This window comes from [Rhizobium] kunmingense, assembly GCF_977018605.1.
The window spans coordinates 254489-272169 of the sequence record NZ_CDRNXG010000002.1 but is presented as its reverse complement, the minus strand read 5'-3'; the positions used below and the strand labels follow the sequence as shown (position 1 = coordinate 272169).

The 17681-nt window shown below is 60.8% G+C and carries 16 protein-coding genes; 8 read left to right on the top strand and 8 right to left on the bottom strand.

Annotated elements, in window-relative coordinates; all coding sequences use genetic code 11:
- Window position 1: 1 nt before the first annotated feature.
- Both AC0JZ4_RS19620 and AC0JZ4_RS19615 read right to left on the bottom strand, forming a co-directional pair.
- Window positions 2-1003, bottom strand: a complete 1002-nt coding sequence (locus tag AC0JZ4_RS19620; RefSeq protein WP_471888181.1) for an NAD(P)H-quinone oxidoreductase — start codon at window positions 1001-1003, stop codon at window positions 2-4.
- On the bottom strand, window positions 1000-2064 hold the full coding sequence (locus AC0JZ4_RS19615; protein ID WP_471888180.1) for a zinc-dependent alcohol dehydrogenase: 1065 nt from the start codon (window positions 2062-2064) through the stop codon (window positions 1000-1002). Before AC0JZ4_RS19615 ends, AC0JZ4_RS19620 begins: the two co-directional genes overlap by 4 nt.
- Window positions 2065-2225: 161 nt before the next feature.
- Here AC0JZ4_RS19615 and AC0JZ4_RS19610 point away from each other — a divergent pair, with 161 nt between their 5' ends.
- The 5 genes from AC0JZ4_RS19610 to AC0JZ4_RS19590 all read left to right on the top strand — a co-directional run bounded on the left by AC0JZ4_RS19610 (window position 2226) and on the right by AC0JZ4_RS19590 (window position 6998).
- Complete coding sequence (locus AC0JZ4_RS19610) at window positions 2226-2903, top strand: GntR family transcriptional regulator (protein WP_471888179.1); 678 nt, start codon at window positions 2226-2228, stop codon at window positions 2901-2903.
- Window positions 2904-3137: 234 nt separating this feature from the next.
- On the top strand, window positions 3138-4190 hold the full coding sequence (locus AC0JZ4_RS19605) for a FecCD family ABC transporter permease (protein ID WP_471888178.1): 1053 nt from the start codon (window positions 3138-3140) through the stop codon (window positions 4188-4190).
- Window positions 4187-5242, top strand: coding sequence for a FecCD family ABC transporter permease (locus AC0JZ4_RS19600; RefSeq protein ID WP_471888177.1), 1056 nt, complete (start codon window positions 4187-4189; stop codon window positions 5240-5242). Before AC0JZ4_RS19605 ends, AC0JZ4_RS19600 begins: the two co-directional genes overlap by 4 nt.
- A complete protein-coding gene (locus AC0JZ4_RS19595; RefSeq protein WP_471888176.1) occupies window positions 5239-6075 on the top strand; it encodes an ABC transporter ATP-binding protein in 837 nt (278 codons plus the stop codon). The genes AC0JZ4_RS19600 and AC0JZ4_RS19595 overlap by 4 nt, the downstream gene beginning before the upstream one ends.
- Before the next feature lie 5 nt (window positions 6076-6080).
- Window positions 6081-6998: an iron-siderophore ABC transporter substrate-binding protein gene (locus AC0JZ4_RS19590; RefSeq protein WP_471888175.1), complete on the top strand. Its 918-nt coding sequence runs from the start codon at window positions 6081-6083 to the stop codon at window positions 6996-6998.
- 407 nt (window positions 6999-7405) lie between these two features.
- Here the strand turns inward: AC0JZ4_RS19590 and AC0JZ4_RS19585 are convergent, their stop codons facing one another.
- Complete coding sequence (locus AC0JZ4_RS19585) at window positions 7406-8326, bottom strand: LysR family transcriptional regulator (protein ID WP_471888174.1); 921 nt, start codon at window positions 8324-8326, stop codon at window positions 7406-7408.
- Window positions 8327-8491: 165 nt separating this feature from the next.
- Between AC0JZ4_RS19585 and AC0JZ4_RS19580 the strand changes: the two genes are divergently transcribed.
- Window positions 8492-9190 carry a type 1 glutamine amidotransferase domain-containing protein gene (locus tag AC0JZ4_RS19580; RefSeq protein WP_471888173.1) on the top strand — a complete coding sequence of 233 codons (699 nt, stop codon included), beginning with the start codon at window positions 8492-8494 and terminating at the stop codon, window positions 9188-9190.
- A 134-nt stretch (window positions 9191-9324) separates the two neighbouring features.
- Window positions 9325-9975, top strand: a complete 651-nt coding sequence (locus AC0JZ4_RS19575) for an NAD(P)H-binding protein (RefSeq protein WP_471888172.1) — start codon at window positions 9325-9327, stop codon at window positions 9973-9975.
- A 53-nt stretch (window positions 9976-10028) separates the two neighbouring features.
- On the opposite strand, the gene AC0JZ4_RS19570 is transcribed toward AC0JZ4_RS19575, so the two are convergent.
- From AC0JZ4_RS19570 to AC0JZ4_RS19550, 5 genes are all read right to left on the bottom strand, one after another.
- On the bottom strand, window positions 10029-10682 hold the full coding sequence (locus AC0JZ4_RS19570) for an MBL fold metallo-hydrolase (protein ID WP_471888171.1): 654 nt from the start codon (window positions 10680-10682) through the stop codon (window positions 10029-10031).
- Window positions 10683-10936: 254 nt separating this feature from the next.
- Entirely contained in the window at window positions 10937-11845 is a 909-nt protein-coding gene (locus AC0JZ4_RS19565) for an AraC family transcriptional regulator (protein ID WP_471888170.1), read from the bottom strand.
- 5 nt (window positions 11846-11850) lie between these two features.
- Window positions 11851-14019 carry a xanthine dehydrogenase family protein molybdopterin-binding subunit gene (locus tag AC0JZ4_RS19560; RefSeq protein ID WP_471888169.1) on the bottom strand — a complete coding sequence of 723 codons (2169 nt, stop codon included), beginning with the start codon at window positions 14017-14019 and terminating at the stop codon, window positions 11851-11853.
- 28 nt (window positions 14020-14047) lie between these two features.
- Window positions 14048-15070 (bottom strand): FAD binding domain-containing protein, encoded by a 1023-nt coding sequence (locus AC0JZ4_RS19555; RefSeq protein ID WP_471888168.1) that lies wholly within the window; start codon window positions 15068-15070, stop codon window positions 14048-14050.
- Window positions 15071-15074: 4 nt separating this feature from the next.
- On the bottom strand, window positions 15075-15686 hold the full coding sequence (locus tag AC0JZ4_RS19550) for a (2Fe-2S)-binding protein (RefSeq protein ID WP_471889038.1): 612 nt from the start codon (window positions 15684-15686) through the stop codon (window positions 15075-15077).
- Between the two features lie 612 nt (window positions 15687-16298).
- On the opposite strand from AC0JZ4_RS19550, the gene AC0JZ4_RS19545 reads away from it, so the two are divergent.
- Window positions 16299-17513 carry a Gfo/Idh/MocA family protein gene (locus AC0JZ4_RS19545; protein ID WP_471888167.1) on the top strand — a complete coding sequence of 405 codons (1215 nt, stop codon included), beginning with the start codon at window positions 16299-16301 and terminating at the stop codon, window positions 17511-17513.
- Window positions 17514-17681: the final 168 nt, after the last annotated feature.

Genomic DNA, 17681 nt, shown 5'->3' with positions numbered 1-17681 from the left:
TTCAGCCCTGTTTCTCCATGACGAGAACGATCTTGCCTGTGTGGCTGCCGCCATCCATGCGCGCATGGGCGTCGGCAACCTTGTCGAATGCGAATGTGGAATCGATCAGCGGCCGCGCCTCTGCCCTTGAAAGCAGCGGCAGCACATTTGCCTGCAGCGCAGCCGCAAGCCGCGCCTTCATCTCGATCGGCCGCGCTCGAAGCGTCGATCCGGTCAGGGTGACGCGCTTCATCAGCAGCGGCAGGAGATCAAGCTGGGCTTTTGAGCCCTGCTGAAAGGCGATCTGGGCGATACGGCCATCGGCGGCGATGGCTTCGAGATTACGCTGGATATAGTCGCCGCCGACCATGTCGAGAATGACGTCAGGCCCCTTGCCGTCCGTCAATTCCTTGGAAACGGCGACGAAATCCTGCCGACGATAATCGATCGCGGCATCGGCACCGAGGTCGAGACACGCCTGGCATTTTTCAGCTGAACCGGCGGTTACGATCACCTTTGCGCCGAAGGCCTTGGCGAGTTTCAGCGCCGTGGTGCCGATACCCGATGTGCCGCCATGAATGAGCAGCGTTTCCGCGCCCTTGAGGCCGGCACGCTCAAAGACATTGCTCCAGACGGTGAAATAGGTCTCGGGAAACGCTCCCGCCTCAACGAATGACATGCCGTCCGGTATGGGCAGAGCTGCCCCCTCCTGAATGATCGCGCGTTCGGCATAGGCGCCGCTATGGACAAGCGCCATCACCCGATCGCCTGTCTTGAAACGCGAAACACCCGGCCCGACCGTTTCCACCACGCCGGCCAATTCGAGGCCCAGAACATCCGAGGCACCGGGTGGCGGCGGATAATTGCCCTGCCGCTGCATCACGTCCGGACGGTTGACGCCGGCTGCATGCACCCGCACAACCATTTCCCCCGCACCGGCGGCGCTCAGCTCGCGCTCGACGATGGCAAGGACATCCGGCCCACCCGCGCCCTTGGCGATCACGGCTCGCGTCATTCCGCTCATGCGTCTTTCCCTTCGAATGTCACATCATGTCCCTGCGGAAGAAGAAGAACCTTCACCGCTTGCCGGCTGCGCGCCAGTTCGAACGCCTCGACGCCGCTCGATAACGGATGCCGGTGAGTAATGAGCTTCGACAGAGCATCGGAATGTTCAGCCAGAAGGCGGATCGCTTCACCCAGGGCCCGATCCGTCGTGTCATGGGCGCCGCGCAACTGCTTCTTCTCGCGCACGAAGCGCGTCAGATCGAGCTCCAGCGGTTTCGAATGGATGCCGGCGACGACAAACACACCGCCGGGGCGCAAAACCGCAAGGCCGTCGACGACGGAGCGTGCGACGCCGGTGGCTTCGATGACGCGATCCGCCGGCTGGCCGAAGGCTTCCGTCACCGCCTGCTCCAGGCTCTTCCCGTCGAGATCGGCGGCATGGTCTGTGCCCATCTGCAATGCCAGCGACAGGCGCAAAGGATCGCGCAACCCGGCGATCAACACCTGGGCGCCGCGGTGTTTTGCGACCCATGCGATACCGAGCCCGATCGGCCCCGGCCCGAGCACGACGACGCGCGCTCCCGGCCGCACATCGGCGATATCGACGGCGTTGACGGCGACGGCCAGCGGCTCGCTCAAGGCAGCGATGGAAAGATCGAGATCATCCGGGACATGCCGGCAATTTTCGGCCGGTACCATCACCATTTCGGCAAAACCGCCATCGCAATGCAGGCCGATGATGCTGCGGCGGCTGCAATTCTGCGGCTCGCCGGCCAGGCAGGACGGGCATGTTCCGCAGGTCTTGGTTGGCCAGCAGACGACACGATCGCCTGGTTTGAAATTCGATACGCCTGCGCCAATGGACAGAATGACACCGGAAAACTCGTGCCCGACTGTGAGCGGCAGGTTCGCGGCCATGAACTCGTAACCGGGCGACCATTCATAGGCATGCAGGTCGCTGCCGCAGATGCCGGCTGCGGCAACCTCGATCAGCACCTCATCGGCGGCTGGCGACTTCAGAGCATCGAGCGATACCAGCTCGAGCCCGAAAGCGGCCGCGGTCTTGCGGAGCGCAATCATGAACTTCCTCCAAGTTCATCCCCGGCTGCGACTGGCCTCCTCGCCTGTCACTGGTGTACGATTCCTCTTCGCACAAGTCGGAGTTTACTATATGTTATTTGTTATAACACTATCTGCATGATGGGTGATGAGTGTCAAGAACCGCAGTTGAAAATAACCTGATGTCCGCCACTAGCACCGATTGGGCTCAACCGATCGTGAAGGAGAACCTGAGCGACCGCGCCTATCTCGGCCTGCGGCAGGCGCTGATGCGCGGCCAGTTGAAGCCGGGCGAAATGTTGCGCCTACGTCCGATGTCGGCACGTTTCGGCATCAGCGCCACGCCGATGCGCGAGGCGCTATTGCGGCTCGTCAGCGAAAAGGCCCTGACGCTCGACGCCCGTGGAACGGTCATGGTGCCCACCCTGACGCTCGATCAGCTCCTGGAGATCCGCGCGATTCGCATGGATCTCGAAGGTCGAGCCGCAGGCGCGGCAGCGGCGGCCGCCAGTGTGGAGGAGATCGACGCCCTGGAAAGGATCCACGCTCGCATTTCCGAGTGTCATGCATCCAAGACATTCGAAGAAGCCATTGATCTTAATACAGAATTCCATTTGACACTGTGCCGCATGGGACGATTGCCCATCGTTTACGATATTGTTGAAACGCTCTGGATTCGCTGCGGCCCAATCCTGTCCCATCTCTACGATGCGGGATTGCCGGACTGGGAGCCACACCCTCACCGCCGCATCGTCAAAGCCTTGCGCGACAAGGACGCGGAAGCGGCCCAGGCTGCCATGCGGGATGATATCGAGCACGGCGGCAAAGGTTTGTTGATGCACGCAACCGGCGGCACCTGACGCGCAAGCATTGGAAATATGGGGAATTTCGCTTCTGATGAGATCGAACAGGAAGCCCTGATTGGTGGACTGGTTCGCACCTCCGAACTCGTAATCCAAAAGCGAGTTCAAGGATTCTTCCGCGAAAATTCCGCACTTCAATTGACTTATCCCGGCTGGCCGGCCAAAAGATGACTAAATTTGTCATCAAAAGATCGACGGGAGGCGATCTCAGAAGGACGAGCGATCGCTTTCATGAGTGCCAGCCCCCTCGGAACCGCCGCCGGCACGGGTAATTTTACCTCTGCCACCCATCGTCATGGAAAAGGCCTCGGCCTTGCCTTTGCGGCAATCGTCCTCGTCTTTGTCACCTTTGTCAGTCTGGCAGTGGGAGCGCGCACCATCGCGCTGACCGATGTCGCATCGGCTCTGCTTGCACCCGATTCCGGCATCGACAGCGAGACAATCTGGTCGCTGCGCCTGCCGCGAACACTACTCGGCCTGATGGCCGGAACCGCATTTGCCTTGTCCGGCGCATTGATGCAGGCCCTGACACGCAATCCGCTGGCCGATCCGGGTATTCTCGGCATCAATGCCGGTGCTGCTTTCGCCATGGTCGTCGCCATCGGCCTTCTTGGCATGTCTCATCCGCTCTCACTGATCTGGTTCGCCTTTGCCGGGACCGGGCTTGCCGCGATCGCCGTCTATGCGGCGGCAATGGGAGGGCGCAGCGGTGCCACGCCGCTGAAACTCACGCTGGCCGGCGTCGCCATCGGCTCGGTGCTGCGCGGTTTCACCTCGGCGCTGATCTTTCTCGATCCCAACACATTCGATCACATGCTCAACTGGGAGGTTGGTTCGCTCGCCATAACCGGCTACGACAGCCTGACCTATACGGCTCCCTTCGTCATTGCGGGCATAGTGCTTGCCATTGTGGCGGCACCGGTTCTCAACGTGGTTGCGCTCGGTGACGATCAGGCGCGTTCACTCGGCGCAGGTCTCGTCGGCGCCCGCTTCATGGTCGTTGTCGCCGTCATGCTGCTTACGGGCGCCGCGACAGCGGCCGCCGGCCCGCTCGGTTTTCTCGGGCTGATGGTCCCTTATGTCGCCCGTGCCATTGGCGGCACCGATCAGCGTTGGATTTTTGCCTACACGATCGTTCTGGCACCGATCGTGCTGCTCGGTGCCGATATCGTCGGTCGGCTCAGTATGCGCCCGGCGGAAATACAGGTCGGCATTGTCACCGCATTCATCGGTGCGCCGGTGCTGATCTGGCTGGTGCGCGCCCGCAAGGTGACGGCGCTATGAGCCTGCATCCCTCCTTCATGCGTCGGCGCCTCACCCTTCGCGCCTTCGGCGATCGTGTCGGCATAAGCATCGACAAAAGGCTTCTGCTGGTCTGTGCCGTCCTCGCCGCACTGTCTTTCGCCATCCTGATCGCCGCGCTTGTCAGCGGACAGGTACGCATCCCGGTCACCGAGGTGATCGATGTGCTGATGGGCGATGGCCAGCGCCGCACCCGTTTGGTCGTGCTCGAATGGCGCATGCCACGCGCCGCAGCAGCCGCTCTTTTCGGTGCGCTCTTGGGGCTCGGCGGTGCCGTCTTCCAGTCGATCACCCGCAACCCGCTCGGCAGTCCGGATGTTGTCGGCTTCGATGCCGGCGCCTATACCGGCGCCATCCTCGCCATCACATTTGCAGGCGGCGGCTGGCTGGTTCTCGCCGGGAGCGCCATCGCCGGTGGATTGCTGACGGCACTCGCCGTCTATCTTCTCACCTGGCACAAGGGGATCCAGGGCTTTCAGCTCATCGTCGTCGGCATCGGCGTCAGCGCCATGCTCACCTCCGCCAATCACTGGATCCTGCTTAGGTCGACGCTGTCGACCGCAATGGCCGCCAATACATGGGGCATGGGCACACTCGCCAAGGTCAGCAGCCAGCAACTGACGCCCGTGGTCTGGATGGCGCTTCCCGTCATCATTGCCGCGCTGTTCCTGTCGCGACCTCTGCGGCTGATGGAAATGGGCGATGCCCGCGCCCGTGCACTTGGCATCAAGGTCGAGACCGTGCGCTTGTCGCTGATGGCGCTTGCCATCGTCGCCACCGCTCTCGTCACGGCAATTGCCGGTCCCATCCCCTTCGTGGCTTTGGCGGCGCCGCCAATCGCCCATGCCATAACCCGCACGGCCGGCACGTCGCTCGCCGCTTCGATGATGACGGGCGCCGTTCTGCTTTCCGCTGCCGATTACGTCGCACAGCACAGTTTTGCCCCCATCCAGCTTCCGGTCGGCGTTGTCACGCTTTGCATCGGCGGGGCCTATTTCCTCTGGTTGATCGTCAAGGAGGCACGCCGCACATGACAGTACATGTCGCATCGCAAGCCGCTCCCCGCCTCGAAGCGCAATCCGTCGAACTTGCCTATGGCAAATGGGTCATCGCACAGGATCTCACCGTCACGGTCCCGCCCGGTTCGTTCACCGCCATCGTCGGCCCGAATGCATGCGGCAAGTCCACGCTTCTTCAGGCCCTGTCGCGCCTTCTTGCCCCCACTCGGGGTTCCGTCTTCCTGGACGGCCGCATCATATCGTCCATCCCGGCGAAGGAATTTGCCCGCCGTGTCGGGCTGATGCCGCAAAGCTCAATTGCGCCGGATGGCATCACCGTCACCGAACTCGTCGCGTGTGGCCGCTATCCGCACCAGAACCTGCTGCGCCAATGGAGCCGGGCCGACGCAGACGCCGTTGCCGCGGCCATCCACGCTACGGGCATGAACGAGCTTGCGGACCGTCGTGTCAGCGAGCTTTCGGGCGGCCAGCGCCAGCGCGCCTGGATTGCCATGGTCCTGGCGCAGGAAACGCCTTTGCTGCTGCTCGATGAGCCGACCACGTTTCTCGACATCGCGCACCAGATGGAACTCATGCTTCTGCTGGAAAAGCTCAACCGGGAACGCGGTTATACGATCGCCGCCGTATTGCACGACCTCAACCAAGCCTGCCGGCACGCAACCCATATGATCGCCATGCGCGACGGCCATGCGGTGGCACAAGGCCGTCCCGCCGATATCGTCACGGAAGCCCTGGTTCGCGACGTCTTCGGCCTCGACAGCATGATCATCGCAGACCCGATCTTCGGCACGCCGCTGGTCGTACCGCGCGGTCTCCACGTCAATTCACCGGACCTCACGAAAGGATAACGACCGTGCCCCTGAACCTGACACGCCGCGACATGCTGGCCGCCTCGCTGGCCTTTGCCGCCAGCCCCGTCCTTGCCCAGGAAACCATCACCGTCATGGATGTGATCGGCTCGGTCGAAATCCCGAAGGCGGCCAAGCGCATCGTCGTCACCGACGGCGATGATGTTCTGCAGCCGACCGTCGCGCTTGGCATCAAGCCGGTCGGCGCGTCCCGTCCGACATACACCGGCGGCTTCGCTAGGGGCGTGGCCGAACGCCTGCCGGCCGATATCGGCTATATCGGCACGTCCAGCGAGCCGAGTTACGAGGCGGTGCTCAACATGGAGCCCGATCTCATCCTGATGAGCAATGACGACCTGCCCGATCAGCAGGGAATGTATGATCGCTACAGCCAGATCGCACCGACCGTGCTCATCGACGTCGACCAGAAGGAATGGCAGCAAACGCTGACCACGATAGCCGAGATCACGGGACGTCAGGCAGAGGCCAGGGAATTACTCGATCGTTACCGAAACCGGACCACGCAGGTGGGCGCCATCATCGGTAACAGAGCAGGAACGGCAACCGTCGCGCGCGTACGGACCAACCTTGTCCGCTACATGCTCCAGGACAATTCCTTCACATGGGCGGTGTTGAAGGATGTCGGCTTCAAGGCACCGCCGCAGCAGCAGGCAAGCGGTGACGACGCCTTCATCAATATCAGCCTGGAACGCCTCGACCTTCTGGAAGCCGACATGATCCTGCTTCTGGAGGACGACGGCGCCAAGGGTGCGGGCGCCATGAGCGAAAAGCTGAAAGCCCTGCCTACCTTCGCCAATCTGAAAGGCGAAAAGATAGAACTGCCCTCGGCCGACTTCCTGTTCGGCAATATCCTGACCGCCTTCAATCTGCTCGATCTTCTGGAAGAAAAATACAAGTCATAATAGGTATTGAGCTATGCGACGTGGGCCGGATCGGCCCGCGTCCCAATCGACCGTTCCGAAACCTCGTATCGAAATCACGGCTTTGCATCTCGGCAATGAACGAAGCAGGACCGACGAGACGCAGTTTGAAGCCCGCGCTCAGCGAATATTGCGCACGTTCAACCCAAATGCTTCGATGCGAAAGTCACGGGCGAACATATTACAGGGGGTGGCAACCGGCTTAGGTCAGCGCCGCCGATTCCGTCCGCCACCATGAGCAAACCCCTGACCCGGATTTGGCCTGCAGCTTGAATTCGGCACCACCTACCTGAACCCGCCGGACCTGGCATCTGAAGTCGTTCGAGCGATGGAAGCGGAAGGCAGCTGCGCGCTCGTCGCAACTCCACCCGGACAAAAAGATCGCCAGATCAAGCTCCACGCCCGCTAGCTTCACCAAACGAGCGCGCGGTGTCGCTGATGATCTCGCGCAGCCAGCGATGAGCCGGATCATGACGGTATCGAACATGCCAGGCTATTTCGACAGGGAACGTCCCAAGATCCACCGGGGCAGGCACCATCTTCAATCTCGAATCGCGCTGGAGATGTCGACAAATCAGTTTGGGTAGCGTCGCGCAGTAGTCCGTCACGGCGATCATTTCGGGGACGGCGAGGAAATGCGTAACGGAAACGGCGACTTCCCTTCTGAGGTTCTGTTTGGCCAACGCCTGAAAAACACCGGCCCGGATGCGCCCAGGAGGAAGGACATTGACGTGTCTCAGCGCTTCGTACTGTCGCTTGGACAAGGTGTCGCCGACATCCGGATGGTCGGCGCGCACGACGCAGGCAAGTCCGTCGTCCATCAGGTGCTGGACCACGAGATTGTCGGGAGGATCGACCACCCTTCCCAACACCAAAGCGGTCGTCCCCGAGATCACGCCGGTCTCCCCGAGATCGTTGCCGAACGGCGTCATCCGCAAGCTGATCCCAGGCGCCTGCTGCTGAAGCCGCGTTATCAGAGCCGGGATGAGGACGAGTTCGGCATAGCTGTTGGGTGCGATGAGAAACAGCCGTTTCGCTTTGCCGGCATCGAACTCTTGCTGGTGAACAACAACATTATCCAGCTGGCTCAAGGCCGCTGCGATCGCCGGAGCGATTTCCTCGGCAAGCTGCGTCGGCCGGATGCCGTACCTCTCCCTGATGAAAAGCTGGTCGCGAAGCGTCTCGCGCAGCCGGTTCAACGCATTCGACAGCGCCGGCTGTGAGATACCCAACCGATTGGCCGCGCGGGTCACGCTCCGCTCTTCCATGAGAGCCATGAACACGGGCAGCAGATTCAGATCGTATTTCATGCAGATATAATGCCACGTGAATATCTAAAATCCACCAAGTAAATTTCTTGAATGTTTATGCGCGTGGCATGTTCACGTCATCGGGAAGCCGGCACGGCTTGTCGAACAGGCTTCAACCCCTGCTGCGTGAAATGGTGGCGCGGCTGCAATGACAAGGATACGACAATGAAAGTCCTTATGGTTCTCACATCCCACGACACGCTCGGCGATACGGGCAAGAAGACTGGCTTCTGGCTGGAGGAGCTTGCGGCCCCCTACTACGTCTTCAAGGACGCCGGCGCCGAGATTACGCTTGCGTCGCCCAAGGGTGGCCAGCCGCCGCTCGACCCCAAGAGTGACGAGCCCATGTTCCAGACGGATCTGACGCGACGCTTCACCGCGGATGCAGAAGCCAATGCTCAGTTGGCTACGACCGTGCGCCTCGACAGTATTGACCAGAAGGATTTCGACACGGTCTTTTACCCTGGAGGCCATGGCCCAATGTGGGATCTCGCGGAAGACCGGACCTCTATCCGTCTCATCGAATCCTTCATCGCGGCCGGCAAGACGATCGCACTGGTCTGCCATGCTCCGGGCGTTCTACGTCACGTAGGCAAACCCGACGGCACTCCGTTCGTCGACGGTCGCTATGTGACCGGGTTTACGAACACCGAGGAGGCTGCAGTCGGCCTCGACAAGGTGGTCCCATTCCTCGTTGAAGACGAGCTCATCCGTCTTGGCGCCGTGTTTTCAAAGGTAAAGGATTGGGGTGTCCACTCGGTCGTCGATGGTCAGCTTATCACCGGACAGAACCCGGCGTCTTCCAGTGAGGCGGCTGAAGCACTTGTGGTTGCGGTAAGCCGGTACAAAATGGATGCCGAATGACGACGGTTACGGCACCATTGCTTGCAATGCGTACGATGGTGCCACAGCCACACCTGTAATGACCATGATCAGCCACGAACGGGATGCTCATCCCTTTCATGGCTTTGGTTTTCCGGTTTTCAAAGGAGCATATCATGAAAGTCATCATTGTAGGCGCAACCGGCGGTGTCGGTGCCCGTGTCGCAAAACGTCTTGCTGCTCAGGGTCATCGGGTTACCGGCGTGGTTCGCCGTTCCGAACAGATGGATCGGCTCGAGCGTGAAGGAGTTGCAGCTGTCGTCGGCGACGTAGCCACTGACACGGTTGCGACGCTCGCCGATCTTGTCAGGGGCCACGACGTGGTTCTGTTCACAGCAGGCGCTGGCGGTCGAGACGGCCCGGAGGCGACGATCGCCGTCGATGGCGATGGACCGGCAAAGGTGGCTGCGGCCATGAAAATTGCCGGCGTGAACCGCTTTTATCTCGTCTCGGTTTTTCCGGAAGCCTGGCGCGAGCGGCGGATGGACGAGGACTTCGAACAGTACATGGTTGAAAAGAAGAGGGCGGAAACGGAAATTACCCTTACCGATATCGACTGGGTCATTCTTCGACCCTCTGCCCTGACCAATGAGCCAGGAGTAGGAACAGTCGATCTCGGACTTGCCAAGGTGCACCGTGAAATCCGCCGTGACGACGTTGCCGAGACACTTATAGCGCTTATGGAACGCCCCGAGATCCGCCGATCCATTCTGGAGGTTACGGGTGGCGGAACCCCCATCGCAGAAGCGGTCGCCCGCATGATCTGATCAGCACGAAGAAGCACTCCGCAGTGATTGCAATGTCGAAATTGCTTCTCGATCTAATCCGAACAGAGGAACGATAGCGTCCGGCAAGAACCAATGTCGCGGGCAACGACTATCGTCCCGCTCGGATTGTTGTGTTTGATCCTTTCGACAAATTCGTCACGGGTGCGGATGCTGTTGTACTGGTAAATGTAGGCGACCTCGGGTCTGAATGACGCGACGGCCTCGATGGCGGCGTCGACATCAAGCGCATAAGGCGGATAGAGCGGCAGGAAAGCGATATCGATATCCTTCAATTGCCGCATTTCCGGAATGGCGTCGGACGACCCGGCGATATAAATTCGTTGACCGTCTACAGTCACTACATAGCCGTTGCCGCGCCCCTTCGGATGCCACTGTGCAGAGGCGCCCGTGAGGCCGTAGGCAGGTACCGCATCGATGCCGACGGAACCAAGCTCCACCGACGTGCCGTTTGAAAGCGAGACTGCCTTGCGCCGCAACTCTGCGGGAAGCTGTTCCATGACGAATGGCGGCACGACGATCTGCGTATTGTCACCTGAGATCTCCTCCAGCGTATCCGCATCGTAGTGCTCATGGTGCTCATGGGAGATCAGGATTAGGTCGGGCGCCGGATGGCCATCATACATGGATTTTCCGCCGGTCGGATCGGTGTAGATCACACCGCTTGGCGCCTCGATCACGACGCTCATCTGTTGCACCTGCGTGACGCCTATATTTCCATTGTCAGCGCCGAAATTATCCTGCCGCGCATCCTCCGCCTGTGCCATCCCGGCAGATAGCGTTGTGGCGAATATAAAGAGAACCAAAGCTATCCCTTGGAAACGCAATCCCGATCGAGTGAACATCGGCCATTCTCCCTTTGTGCGAATTTTGCGTACACGCGTTCCCGTACGCTCAAGAGCAGAGCGAACAGGTCGAAATGATCTTGTGGTGACTGACGGCGCTATTGCTGGGCGGACTGGCCCAGTTCCCGCTTGAGGGTCGCTCGCAGCGTTGCGGCATCGTCGCTCGGCGTCAGATTGAACAATCGACGGTAGTCGCGATTGAACTGAGAGATGCTTTCATATCCCACGTCATAGGCGACCGAGGAAATGGTATTCGCGGTCGAAAGGTAGCGTCGGGCTTCCTGAAGCCGCACGCGTTTCTGGAATTGCACGGGCGACATTGAGGTCACCGCCTTGAAGTGCCGATGGAAGCTCGGAACGCTCATGTTTGCCTGGGCCGCGAGGTCGGAGATGCTCAGTGCCTCGGAGATGTTTTCTCTGATCCAGGCAGTGGTTCTGCCGATGCGCGCCGCATGGCCGTTGGCAAAGGCGAGCTGGCTTAAAAGCGGTCCGTGCTCGGTGTGAAGCAGACGCCAGACAATCTCCCGCCGGATCAGTGGCGCCATGACGGGAATGTCGCGAGGCCGCTCGATCAGCGATACGAGCCGGATGAGCGGGTCGAAGAGGTCCGGATCGAGCTTGTATTTTCCGGCAACCTGATTGTCGGGCGCTTTCGGGCGGTGCCCTGACTGCTCGCGCACGAGATCCGCAACCACCGCGGGATCGATTTCCAGATGGATGGCCAGATATGGAGTGGACGGATGGGCGTCGGTGACCTGTGATGTCACCGGCACGTCAGCCGCACACAACAGGGATTCTCCCGCTGCGTAGTGAAAAGGCGTTTCCCCCACCATCATTTCCTTGACCCCGCGCCCCACAAATCCGAACGACGGTTGGTAGATCGAATGCCCGACCTCCGACGGCGAGTCCGTGCGGCCGACTTTCAGCCCCGGGACGGGCGTGACGTAGTCATACCGCGCATGATGTTCGATAACCGCAAGCAAGTCAGAGAATGTGGGCTTATTCATTGGGATCAGACCTCCTCCAGAACGTGTTCGATACGCAATGGAAGATCACGCAAGCGCTTCCCTGTTGCGTGATATACGGCGTTGGCGACGGCAGCAGCCATCCCCACCGTCCCAACCTCGCCGACACCCTTGACGCCGGCCGCGTTGACCAAATTATCCTCCTCCGGCACCATGATGGCCTGAACATCGGCAATATCCGCGTTCACAGGCAGGAGGTAGTCAGCGAGATTTGCATTGATGTAGCTGGCATTACGCGGATCGATCTCGGTCTGCTCGTGAAGGGCGGAACTGATGCCCCAGATCATGCCTCCGACAAGCTGTCCATGAGCCGTCCGTGGGTTGATGATGCGCCCGGCGGCAAACGCGCCCACTGCGCGCGACACACGCAACTCGCGGGTTCGCGCGTGGATCCTGACTTCCACGAACTGCGCTCCAAAGGCCAGTTGAACGCGATCCGGCAAATGAACCCCTCCGCTCATTGCAACTCTTCCCCGATACATGCCCTGGACGCTTTCCGGTGGCAGCCCGTGAGCACGTGTTTCGGCAAACTCCTCGATGGAGCCTAGTCCAGAAGCCTGCATCGCGGCGATCACATCCGCGTTGGGTGAACCGTCAAGTTGCAGACGCTGGCGGATTGCATCGCAGGCCGCCATGATGGCAGGGGCGAGGCTGGCCGTCCCGGCCGAACCGCCTGCAACGATGGTAGGCGGCAGATCGGTGTCTCCAAGCGACACGGTGACACGTTCCATCGGCACTCCGAGCTGCTCGGCCGCGACCTGCGCCATCATCGTGTACATGCCCTGTCCGAGCTCGTGCCCTGCACTGGAAACATGGACCCGCCCGTCGGAACCGAGCCGCACGCGCGCCGCCGAATTACCGACCTGTGTCGGATAAAACGCGGCCGCGCACCCCCAGCCGAGGAGCCAGTCACCATCGCGCATCGATCCAGGTTCCGCTGCTCTTCTTTCCCATCCGAACTCTGCGCCTGCAGCATCGAAACACGGCATCAACGATCTGCTCGTATAGGGCAGTCCGGCGATCGGTTCGACCCTGGTGTCGTTGACCCGTCTCAATTCGACGGGATCCATCTTGAGCGCATAGGCGAGTTCGTCGAGAGCGCTTTCGAATGCGAACGCGTAGGGAACTTCACCTGGGCCTCGCATGAAACCCGGCGTCGAGCGATCTGCCTTCACGACATTGACCCGGCCTTCGATGTTCGGACACGCATAGAGCCTGACGGTAATGGCGTTGCCGCCCAGCGCCAGCACGTCCGCGCGCGAGGTAATCTCCCAGCCTTCATGCCTGCTGGCCATGAGCCTGCCGTCCAGGCCAGCGGCCAGTTGCACATGATGGCGGGTCTCCGCCCTGTATGCGGACAAAAAGAACCCTTGCTCACGCGTTGCGACCAGCTTGACGGGCCTGCCGATCCGCCGAGCAGCGACGGCGACCAGCGCCGTGCGCTGCGTCAGAAACCCTTTCGCGCCGAAAGCTCCACCAACATAGCGGTTGATGACGCGAATATGCTCCGGATCGATACCAAGCTGTTCTGCCAGACCATGCTTGATGTTGTTGAGATATTGCCCCGGCTCATAGACCGTCAGGTGATCGCCATCCCATGCGCATTGCGTCGCAAACAACTCCATTGCGTTGTGGTGCTGCACCGGCGTCGAGTAACGGGCATCGATCCTGACGGGAGCATCGGCGTAGGCGGTCTCGAAATCGCCGACGCCCAAATTCATCGGCTCCAGCGCCGCCATCTCCACTCCGGCGGAATCGAAGCTGGATGCCGGTTCGGTGACATCGTAGGAAATGTCGATCCTGCCCGCCGCCTCACGTGCAATCTCGTAGCTTTCCGCCACGACCATCGCGACCGGCTGGCCCCAATAGGCGACCTCTGCGGAACCGAGCGGACGAACGGAATCCGCCACATATCCCCCCGCATATAGCGCCTGGGTTTGCCTGACGTCTTCGCCGATAGTCTGGTGGGTCAATATGTCGATGACGCCGGGGATCGCTTTTGCATTGTTCAGATCGAGCGATCGGATCACGCCGCGCCCGATCCGGCTTGTCAGTAGGTAGGCATGCGCCGTCTTTGCCAGCTTTACGTCGCTGGCATAGGTCGCGGTTCCATTGACTTTCTCAAGCGCCTCATAGCGCCGATAGGGCTGCCCCATCGTACCTGTCGCCTGCGGAAATAGAGTATTAGCCACGACGCACCTCCATTGCTGCGGTTTCAAGCAATGCCCGCACGATCGCGGCCTGCCCGACATTTATCTTGAATGCATTATGGGATTGCGCGACGGCGCCTGCAAAAGCCGCTCTGGCGGCATCGGTTGCGGATGCTTCGTTCAACGCCTTGCCTCGCAGCAGCGCTTCCGCATCGAATGCGCGCCAGGGAGCGGTTGCCACCCCGCCCAGAGCGATCCGGACATCTTTGGCGACCTCACCTTCCAGTTCCAGCGCCACAGCCACGGAGGCGACGGCGAACTCGTAGGACTGACGGTCACGAACCTTCACGTAGCGTGAGCGACGGGCCAAGGCGCCTGCGGGGACGAGGATTTCCGATATGATCTCGCCGGCGAGAAGATTGGTCTCTATATGAGGCGTGTTGCCGGGCCGCAGATGAAGTGAAGCAAAGGGCATGCTTCTCGCCCCATCCGGGCCGACAAGCAGCACTGCCGCGTCCAGCGCCATGAGTGCCTGGGCGAAATCCCCATGATAGGTTGCGATGCAATCCTCGCTGGATCCCAGTACCGCATGCTGGCGATTGGCGCCGCCGATCGCCGCACATCCGCTGCCTGGCGAGCGCTTGTTGCAGGCTGTCCATGACGGATCCCGGAAATAGGCGCAGCGTGTCCGCTGCAGCACGTTTCCGCCGAGTGTCGCCATGTTGCGCAGTTGCGCACTGGCGGCGAGCGCCAGGCTCTGCGCGATGACGGGGAAGTCGCTGCGGACGTCGGGATGATCCGCGGCGGCCGCCATCTTTGTAAAGGCGCCGAGACGCAGCACCGAGCCGTCAAACCTAATCGCGGAGAACTCACGGGCGGATGGATTGAGGTCCACCACGCGACCTGGCTGCATGACATTCAGCTTCATCAGGTCGATGAGCGTCGTGCCGCCGGCAAGGAAAGCCGCTGTCACGTCCGGATTGCGAGACTGATCCCTTCCGCCGACAACGATTGCCTCGGCAAGCGAAGCGGGTCGCGCATAATGAAATGGCTGCATCTCGTCATTCTCCCATCTGTCCGCTCGCCTGCGAAATCGCAGCGACGATGTTGGGATAGGCCGCGCATCGACAGATATTGCCGCTCATATACTCACGGATTTCATCAGGGCTGCCGGCATGCCCCTCACGGACGCAGCTGACCGCCGACAGGATCTGGCCGGGCGTACAGTACCCGCATTGGAAAGCATCGTGGTCGATGAACGCCTGCTTCATCGGATGCAAATCTCCGCCCGCGCCATTTAGTCCCTCGATCGTCACGACGTCACGCCCTTCAGCGGTTACCGCCAATGTCAAACAGGATAGTTCCCGCCGGCCGTCGATCAGGACCGTGCATGCTCCACACTGCCCGTGGTCACATCCTTTCTTGGCGCCTGTCAGGCCAATCTCCTCGCGCAAAGCATCGAGCAGCGTCACTCTGGTATCAACGTCAAGGCGGTGGGCACGCTCGTTGACTTTCAGCTCGATACTCACCGGCGCGCGGGCGTCACTGACGTCAGGATTTTCGGAAGCGACGGCCGACCCGCCTCGTGCGATCAAAGGGGCAGCGCTTGTCAAAGCGGACCCGATCAGGAACCGCCTGCGGCCCGTGGCTGGTAGAGCGTTCGTCTCTTGCATATCCGTCATTGCAGTCCTCCCTTTTGGCCGTTTGGATGTTCCCGGCCCCCGTATCCCGGCCCGAGATACCTCGTGAGGAACAAGCCGGGACAATGAACCCGACCTCATTGCATCCGATAATCCAGGCAGCAGCTATGCAAATACTCTCAACATCCAGCACGATGTGATCAAACGCGCTCCACTCCGAGTGCCCCGGAGCATCGAGCGCAATGGAGATCAATTCGCTCGCCGATGAACTGCCCGGCCGAGCGGATGAGAGTGGAAGCTCATTCAATGATTGAAAGCGCGCAGCTTCCGATCAAAGCTTCCGTATGCTCAAGACGTGCCTTCAGGCGTCATCATGATCATCGGAGATATCGAAAATGTCGGTCTTTCAGTCTTGTTCATTCGCAACGCTTGCCTTGGTCGTTACCGTCGGATGGGCTGCTCATGTATCGAAGTGCGATGCGAAGAGAGACAGCATCGTGCAGAGCGGAACTGCGCAGGCCGACCTTCGCCGCGGCGTCTGAGCGGATCTGCACTGATAGCTGATGGGCCGATCCGAAATTTTGCTGAAGGCGCGTTCCAGCTCGCGAGCCGTCACACTGCGCCCGCGACCCGGCGTCGATTTAGATGATCGGGCAATCCAATGATAGAAAACGCATAACCCTGATTTTGGATCGTCACTATCTTCGAAGGACTGGCGCCGTGGTGCCAAGACTTATCCAATATCGGAGCAGAGACATGTCGGACAGGAAATTTCGGGTCGGAATCATTGGTGCGGATACGCAGGCAAGCTGGGCAGGCGCCTCCCATGTTCCGGCCCTGCAATCACAGCAATCACTTGTCCTTGCTGCCGTGGCCACGCGGCGCGAGGAAAGTGCTCGGGCAGCGGCGGCCGCTTTCGGCGCCGATCTATGGTTCTCCGATCCCTATGCGATGATCCGCGACGACAGCATCGACATCGTTACGGTTGCGGTGAAAGTCCCGGCACATAGGGAACTGGTGCTCGCCGCGCTTCAGGCAGGCAAGGCTGTCTACAGCGAATCCCCTCTTGGAGCGACGTTGGCCGAGACGGAAGAGATGGCCGCCGCCGCGGGCTCGTTGCATACGGCCATCGGTCTTCAGGGTCGCCACAACCCCGCGATCCGTCGGGCGGCAGAGCTGATCGGCTCGGGGAGGATCGGCCGTCCCATGTCGGCGCGGGTGAGCGCCACCACTTTCGGCTACGGGCCGCAATCCACCAAGGCTTACGACTATTTCAACAAGGCGGCCTCGGGTGCGACCTTCATGACGATTACGACGGGCCATGTGCTGGATGTCATTGAAGCTGTGCTTGGCAATATCTCGGAGGTCGACGCGCGTACGGAACGCCTATGGCCGACGATTGAGATCGTCGATACCGGTGAAACGTCAGTCCGCGACATTCCCGATCACGTCGATCTGATCGCCAAGACCGCAACCGGAGCGCCTGTCTCGGTCCAGATACTGGCGGGCGTGCCTGCCGAGGATGCAAGCTTTGTCTTAGAGATCCGTGGATCTGGCGGCTGGCTGAAGCTGAGCGGCAACCATCTTGCGGGAGTCCAGGTTGGCGACCTGACCCTCTCTGCCAGCGTCGATTTCGCCGCGCCTGAAATGCCCGTCGCCACCGGCGTGGGGCCGACAGCCGCTCCATTCTGGGCGGGTGCCGCCATAAATGTCGGCGAAGTCTACGCATCTCTCGGTCGCGATCTCGTTGCCGGCACCTATAAAACACCGGGTTTCGCGCACGCGCTTCACAACAGCCGCCTCGTCCAGGCCGTCGAACAGGCGGCGCGGACAGGCGAACGGCAGCGAATGCCGTCGTGATCCGAACGCATCCGGCGCCCCGTCCCTGGCGGCGCCGGATGCCATTCAGTTTTGCACCACGGAGACATGCGTGTGGAGCAGTTGCGTGAGAATGTCCCGTGTAGTTGCCAAACACTGCGGCAGCGCAGATTTCATTGTATAGGAGATGGGCGACCAGCAATCCGAGCC

What these genes read in the sequence shown, in the direction of transcription:
- AC0JZ4_RS19620 (WP_471888181.1), bottom strand. Translation starts at nt 1,003, where the DNA reads ATGAGCGGAATGACGCGAGCCGTGATCGCCAAGGGCGCGGGTGGGCCG.
- AC0JZ4_RS19615 (WP_471888180.1), bottom strand. Translation starts at nt 2,064, where the DNA reads ATGATTGCGCTCCGCAAGACCGCGGCCGCTTTCGGGCTCGAGCTGGTA.
- AC0JZ4_RS19610 (WP_471888179.1), top strand. Translation starts at nt 2,226, where the DNA reads ATGTCCGCCACTAGCACCGATTGGGCTCAACCGATCGTGAAGGAGAAC.
- AC0JZ4_RS19605 (WP_471888178.1), top strand. Translation starts at nt 3,138, where the DNA reads ATGAGTGCCAGCCCCCTCGGAACCGCCGCCGGCACGGGTAATTTTACC.
- AC0JZ4_RS19600 (WP_471888177.1), top strand. Translation starts at nt 4,187, where the DNA reads ATGAGCCTGCATCCCTCCTTCATGCGTCGGCGCCTCACCCTTCGCGCC.
- AC0JZ4_RS19595 (WP_471888176.1), top strand. Translation starts at nt 5,239, where the DNA reads ATGACAGTACATGTCGCATCGCAAGCCGCTCCCCGCCTCGAAGCGCAA.
- AC0JZ4_RS19585 (WP_471888174.1), bottom strand. Translation starts at nt 8,326, where the DNA reads ATGAAATACGATCTGAATCTGCTGCCCGTGTTCATGGCTCTCATGGAA.
- AC0JZ4_RS19580 (WP_471888173.1), top strand. Translation starts at nt 8,492, where the DNA reads ATGAAAGTCCTTATGGTTCTCACATCCCACGACACGCTCGGCGATACG.
- AC0JZ4_RS19575 (WP_471888172.1), top strand. Translation starts at nt 9,325, where the DNA reads ATGAAAGTCATCATTGTAGGCGCAACCGGCGGTGTCGGTGCCCGTGTC.
- AC0JZ4_RS19570 (WP_471888171.1), bottom strand. Translation starts at nt 10,682, where the DNA reads ATGAGCGTCGTGATCGAGGCGCCAAGCGGTGTGATCTACACCGATCCG.
- AC0JZ4_RS19565 (WP_471888170.1), bottom strand. Translation starts at nt 11,845, where the DNA reads ATGAATAAGCCCACATTCTCTGACTTGCTTGCGGTTATCGAACATCAT.
- AC0JZ4_RS19560 (WP_471888169.1), bottom strand. Translation starts at nt 14,019, where the DNA reads ATGGGGCAGCCCTATCGGCGCTATGAGGCGCTTGAGAAAGTCAATGGA.
- AC0JZ4_RS19555 (WP_471888168.1), bottom strand. Translation starts at nt 15,070, where the DNA reads ATGCAGCCATTTCATTATGCGCGACCCGCTTCGCTTGCCGAGGCAATC.
- AC0JZ4_RS19550 (WP_471889038.1), bottom strand. Translation starts at nt 15,686, where the DNA reads ATGCAAGAGACGAACGCTCTACCAGCCACGGGCCGCAGGCGGTTCCTG.
- AC0JZ4_RS19545 (WP_471888167.1), top strand. Translation starts at nt 16,299, where the DNA reads ATGATCGGGCAATCCAATGATAGAAAACGCATAACCCTGATTTTGGAT.